Here is a 6057-nt window from a genome sequence, read left to right as displayed (position 1 = left end):
AAATATGTTGAAATTATAAGTTTTATTTTGGTAATTTCTAAGATTCAAACGGGAAGGGTTAGAGTGTATTCGTTGTGTTCAATAAATATTACTTATGCGATAGTTATAAATATACATGAAAGAGTTTGCTAAAACATTAAGCGGATTTTATCGTTAGTGCGTTTTTCCTTTTAAATATTTTTTTACATTTATATGTATTATGTTCATTCATAAATAAGTTGTGGTTCCTTGATTTATATATTGGACAATCTTTCCTCGCAAAGGCGTTAAAATAAGTTTTGGCACATTTTTGGAATGGCATTAGAGAGATACCTTGAATAAAATTAATGTTTCTTAAATATTATTTTAATTAACTTAAAACAGTTCTATTTAATTGAACTTTTACTTTCCTCAAGAGCTTATCATAATAATATTCATATGTATCATTTTGTAGAAACATTGATTTTTCCCACGATATATGTGCCATTTCTCTAATGCATTGAAAATACTTGAATGCATGATAAGAGAATAATAAAATGGCACATAAAATATAAAAGATAATATATAATATTTCACGCCCGTACTGACGACAAGGCTTGTTTTCTCTCCTTAGTGATATTTTTATTTATTGATGCAAATACTATTAGGGTTTTTGTTAATATTTCTTATTTTGACAGGATTAGGCATTAGTGTTACTATTAATATAACGTTTACAAAGGGGGGGTAATCAGTGAATTATTTAGAGAAAAAATTTCATAAAGATATGCTAAGCATTTATACAACAGCAAAGAAAGAATTAAATTATAATGCTACAAGGTTTTTACAATTGGTTTCTGAAAAAGGTGGATTAAAAGCTGCTAAGCAACTTATTTCTAAAGAGGATGGAACTATTGGTTTTGAAGTGCTATGGGAAATGGGTAGATTAGACCTTTCTATTGAGGCTCATGTCTTAAAACCTGAATATGTTGAATTGTTTACTGATGAGGAAAGAAAGATATGTAAAGAGAGACTTGATAAATATGGGTTTTACTTCAACCAAAAACTATAGCAATGGGGGTGAAAAATGAGTAGTTTTTTAATAAATAATATAACTTCAAATGATTTTGAAGCAAATATATTAAGAATACTTGTAGCGAATAAGATATATTTTCCTATTTCTGATGATGGACATCCATGCAACTATAATATAAGGATTAAAGTGGGATCTGAAATATATGATAGAATATATAGATATTATCGAAATAAGAGCGGAAAAATATATTTAAGAAATGAGTTGTTCAAGGAAATATTAAAGATTGAAACTGAAGATATACTTAAAGTAATAGTTTTGGAAGAAAATAAAACATATGAAATCATAAAATTATAAGGATATATTGGATAAGGAAAAAACCTTTTAAAAGAGTTGTTTTCAAAGTTTCAGATTTCATTTTACAGTAGTCCGGAAGATGATGTATTTAAGGCTTTGGAGATAGATTAGAAAATAGTTCAAATTCAAAAGCTTCTTAGGGGGAAGAATGTATGAATAGACCATATTTTAATTTTAAAGGTGATGAGTTAATTCAGCTTTATGAAAAGAATTCTTCAAATGTTAATATTCTAAAAAAATTAAAGGATGAGTTGTCATATCGTAAAACAACAAAAATGAGAAAATTAGCTCAATCGGTTGATTTGGCCCTTTCTCATTCTCAAGTGAAAATGTTGGATTTTGAACAGATAGATTTATTTGATGAATTAAAAATAGATATGAATTCAGATATTGATGATATTGATTTAATAGATTTAGAGGATTTTAACACAACTAATAAGTCAGACACCAAGAATACAAATAATAACGTAGATAATAAAAAAGAATATAATATTCCTCAATTTCGAAATATCGGAAATCTTTTGGACGTACCTAAAAAAAGAATATTTAGTTTTGACGAAGATATAGTTTATGATATTGATAAAACGTGGCCATTATCAAAACAGTATAGAATAGCATTAGATGGATTAATTAAAGAAATAAAAGAAAATAAAAATATCAATCAATATATTAAGGTTGAAGACGGTATCAACATTGAGATTTTTGGAGAAGAATATGTATATCAATTTACTATTGATGCAGATGTAGAAGCTTTTGAAGAAGCTAAAATTATTGCAATCATAGGACAAGAAAGAGTATCAGGAAAGATAATTAATATATCTGAAGGTAAAATAACTATTTCTATATCTTCTTATTATGGGAAGTTTATTCATTCATGTATAATAAAAATAGACAATACAGCTATTTTAGAAGTTTTAATGAATAGAATGGAGGAAATAGAAAAAGGTACATTTAATAATTTTAATACAAAACTTGCAGAAGATTCGATTAATAATAATGGGCAAGAAGTTAAAGAAATTGATAATGTAGAACTACATAATATTAGACTTAATGTTAAACAAAAGGAAGCAATATTAAAAGGACTAACAAATGAAATTTTATATTTGTGGGGTCCTCCAGGAACAGGTAAGACTACAGTTATCAGTGAGTTATTATTTCAATTATTTTGTAGTGGAAAGCGAACTTTGATAGTATCTAATACAAACCAAGCTGTAGATCAAGTGTTGTATAAATTATGTAATGAGTTGACTTCTGATAATGAAGCAATTTCAGGGGGCAAAGTTTTAAGAGTTGGTAAGATTACTTTAAACGAGTTAGAAAGTGAATGGGGAAATTATATTACTGAAAAATGCATCATAGAAAATAAAACTAAGCAAATTATGAGTGAAATTATTGACTTAAATAATGACTTAAATGAAATAAAAATTGAAATTTCAGTTATGAACTCGATAGCATTATTGTTTAAAGAATGTGATAGAGTAGAATCTGAATTTAATAAAGCTAAAGAAAAGTATCAAAAAACATTTGATATATGTGAAGTTGCTACAAAGAATATTGAAGACCAAAATAAAAAATTAGATAGTTTAGAAAGAGAATTATCAATAAGAACTCAGTCAAATGCTTTGCGAAAATTATTTATGAGAAAAGAAGAATATATAAAAAATGATATTCAGGTTTTGACGATAACTATAGCAGAAAATAAAATTGGGTTAACAAAATTAAAAAAAGTATTAAATGATTGTATGAAAGAGCTTGAAAATTTGGAATCTAAATATACCGATTTATTGGAAAAGCTTAGTAATTATGATAGGTCATCAGTTGAAAATCAGTTAAGGGTTGATATAGCTCAAAAAAAAGATTTGGAGTTTCAAATTAAAGAAAATGAAAAGGAAATTGAAGATATTAAAACTCAAGTTGTACAACAAGCCCAAATAGTTGGAGCAACAGTTACAAAAACATTCTTAAGTGCTAAGTTATTCACAGGATTTGATACGGTTATCATAGATGAAGCATCTATGGTAATGCTGCCAGCAGTATTTTTTGCCTGTGGTATGGCTAAAGAGAAAGTATTTATTTCTGGAGATTATATGCAATTACCTCCAATTGTGCAATCAAATAATAAACGCATCCTTGAGATTATAGGCTCAGATATTCTAACAAACATAATAAGAATTGGCAAAGAACCTGATAAACGTGTTGTAATGCTTCAAGAACAATATAGAATGGCACAGCAAATTTGTGATCTTGTATCAATTAATTATAAAAATGGTTTAAAAACAGTTTTAAACAGTTATAATGATAAACCTGTTTCATTATTAGGAGAAGAGATTTTAAATCATATAATAGTTATTGATACTTCAGAACTGTTTCCTTATTCAAACAGAAACCAATTTAAATCAAAGTATAATGTTATAAACGCACTGTTGGGCAGAAATATATGCAAGCTATTTAATGATTGTGAAATTTCAGTAGGATACTGTACGCCTTATGCTGCGCAGACTAAGTTAGTCATAAAAGCTTTTGAATCTCAAGAAATTAATAAAGTGCAATCAGGAACAATTCATCGTTATCAAGGTGATGAGAAAGATTTGATGGTAGTAGATATACCTGATAGTTATAGTGAAAAAAATGTAGGCGTTTTTCTTGAAGGTGACTTGGTAAACTTAAAGTCTAATTCACAAATAGATCAAGGTACTAAATTGTTTAATGTTGCACTAAGCAGAGCAAGAAACTATTTGGTATTTATCGCAAATTTAAAATATCTTGATAAAAAACTTCCTGCATTTGCTTATTTAAGGTATGTTTTAAATATTGCGGTATCATCCGGAAAAGTAATAGACGGTCGTGGGATAGTTTCATTAAGCCCGGAAATAACTTTCTATGCTAATAAAGGATCTAACTTCAATATTTCAGAAGATGTTTTGAAACACGGTATTTTTGATGAGAACGATTTTTACACAGTATGCATGGATGATTTTATAAATGCTAAGAAATCAATAGTAGTCTATTCTGGATTTATAACTCCATATAGGGTAGGAACATTTGAAGCAGTGTTTAGAAAAAAAATACGTGAGGGTGTACGTATAAGATGTGTAGTACCTCCAGCAAGATATAATGGTAGTATTCCAATTGAGGATGGTTCATTGGCATTAGACTCGCTCGAATATTTTGGGTGTAATGTAGATACAAGAAAAGATATACATCAAAAGGCAGTAATTATTGATGATGAAATTATGTGGGTAGGGTCTTTAAATCCTTTATCGCATAATCATAAAAAGAATGAGATTATGTTTAGATTTATAGGCAGCGAACCGGCAAAGCAGCTATTAAACTTCTTATCTATAGACAACAGAACAGACTTTTCTAAAGATTCAGAAGCATCAACAAGAAAAGAAAATCCAAGTTGTCCTGAATGCAGTTCAAGAGTAACATATATGATTGGCCAATACGGACCATATTGGCAATGTGAAAACTGCGGCTGGAAAATAAGTTATCATAAGTGGGTAAGTGGAAATTACGTTAAATCTTAATTAGTATGGGGGAATACAATGAATAATAAAAATTATTCAAAATTTTATCAATGGATAGAAAATACGATAATAGATCCTCAAATAGAATTGCCGGTATTTGATTTCTTATATCGTAATGGATTAAGCAAGCATAAAGATTCTTATAAAAATTTAGATGATGATTTTATTAATGATTTTTATGGTGTTCCTGTAAATAGGGCTTCAAAATTGTCAAGAGATCAAATTGATTACATAAAGAAAAATAGTGATAAAAGACAAATGTCAGGTGTACAGATATGGGATGATTATATAAATATAAAAAACATTGCGCATAAGTTAGATTATGATCGTATGCCTGAAAACTGTATTGCTTTTTATCGACCATTTCATTTGGAGCCTTTTGAGGAATGGGGTATTTATATTTATATTGATCAACTTATCACTTATTGTGAGAATGTTTCAAAGAGTCTTGGAATGTATATAAATATTTTTCAAGACTTAAGAGATACTATGTCTTTTGTTTTATTTGAAATATTTCATCATGAATTTTTTCATCATATTGTTGAAAGTGCTGTTACAACTATAGAGATTGTCTATGCAAGTTCAGCAGAAAAAGTTAGACCTTATTATTTAGATTATAGAGCAAAAAGGTATTGTTGCAATAATTCAATTACTGGTGAGCATCCTAATGATCCTTTAGAAGAAGCATTAGCAAATACTTATGCTTATAATTCTTTGTCTTTTAATTCAAGAGTACAATTTGGTTATAAAACTATAGCAACAAAAGTATACCAGAAAGCTTTGAAAAATGTATGGAAAAAAGAGCCTGCAGGCTATTGCTTTGCTGAAAAGTATATTGATGCTGGCTACAAAACCGGAAGTTCTTTGTTATTAACACAAATTTTAAGTGATATAAATTATATGACTCCAGAGACTATAGGCATTATTGCTCAAAATGTTTTATTTAAAGGGCATAGCGCATTTGTAGAAAAAGCAAATGTTCCAGTTTATTTAGTTGGAAATAACAATGTTTTGAGTAAGTTTTATAGTTTAATTCCAGCGCCAAATGAAACATATACAACACTTTTTATGGCTCACAATGATTCTGAAGCTGATAATATACTTGTAGAATTAAAAAAAGAGCATAAAAATAAAGCTAATAAATAATAAAATATAGAAAATTATTAACAATATTATAATTAT

4 protein-coding genes are annotated in these 6057 nt (G+C 28.0%); all 4 read left to right on the top strand.

The window, feature by feature from the left end:
• The first annotated feature begins 709 nt into the window (after nt 1-709).
• Complete coding sequence (locus BN358_RS00650) at nt 710-1027, top strand: hypothetical protein (protein ID WP_019227245.1); 318 nt, start codon at nt 710-712, stop codon at nt 1025-1027.
• A gap of 15 nt (nt 1028-1042) precedes the next feature.
• Nucleotides 1043-1345: a hypothetical protein gene (locus tag BN358_RS00645; protein ID WP_019227244.1), complete on the top strand. Its 303-nt coding sequence runs from the start codon at nt 1043-1045 to the stop codon at nt 1343-1345.
• 152 nt (nt 1346-1497) lie between these two features.
• Nucleotides 1498-4875 (top strand): AAA domain-containing protein, encoded by a 3378-nt coding sequence (locus BN358_RS00640; protein ID WP_019227243.1) that lies wholly within the window; start codon nt 1498-1500, stop codon nt 4873-4875.
• A gap of 18 nt (nt 4876-4893) precedes the next feature.
• Complete coding sequence (locus tag BN358_RS00635) at nt 4894-6021, top strand: hypothetical protein (RefSeq protein ID WP_019227242.1); 1128 nt, start codon at nt 4894-4896, stop codon at nt 6019-6021.
• Nucleotides 6022-6057: the final 36 nt, after the last annotated feature.

Source organism: Sedimentibacter sp. B4, assembly GCF_000309315.1.
Lineage (GTDB): Bacteria > Bacillota > Clostridia > Tissierellales > Sedimentibacteraceae > Sedimentibacter > Sedimentibacter saalensis.
Note: the sequence above shows the minus strand (reverse complement) of the source record. Positions and strands in the feature narration are given on the sequence as shown.

Excerpts from the sequence above, each read along its gene's own strand:
- BN358_RS00635 (WP_019227242.1), top strand. The coding sequence starts at position 4,894 with ATGAATAATAAAAATTATTCAAAATTTTATCAATGGATAGAAAATACG.
- BN358_RS00640 (WP_019227243.1), top strand. The coding sequence starts at position 1,498 with ATGAATAGACCATATTTTAATTTTAAAGGTGATGAGTTAATTCAGCTT.
- BN358_RS00645 (WP_019227244.1), top strand. The coding sequence starts at position 1,043 with ATGAGTAGTTTTTTAATAAATAATATAACTTCAAATGATTTTGAAGCA.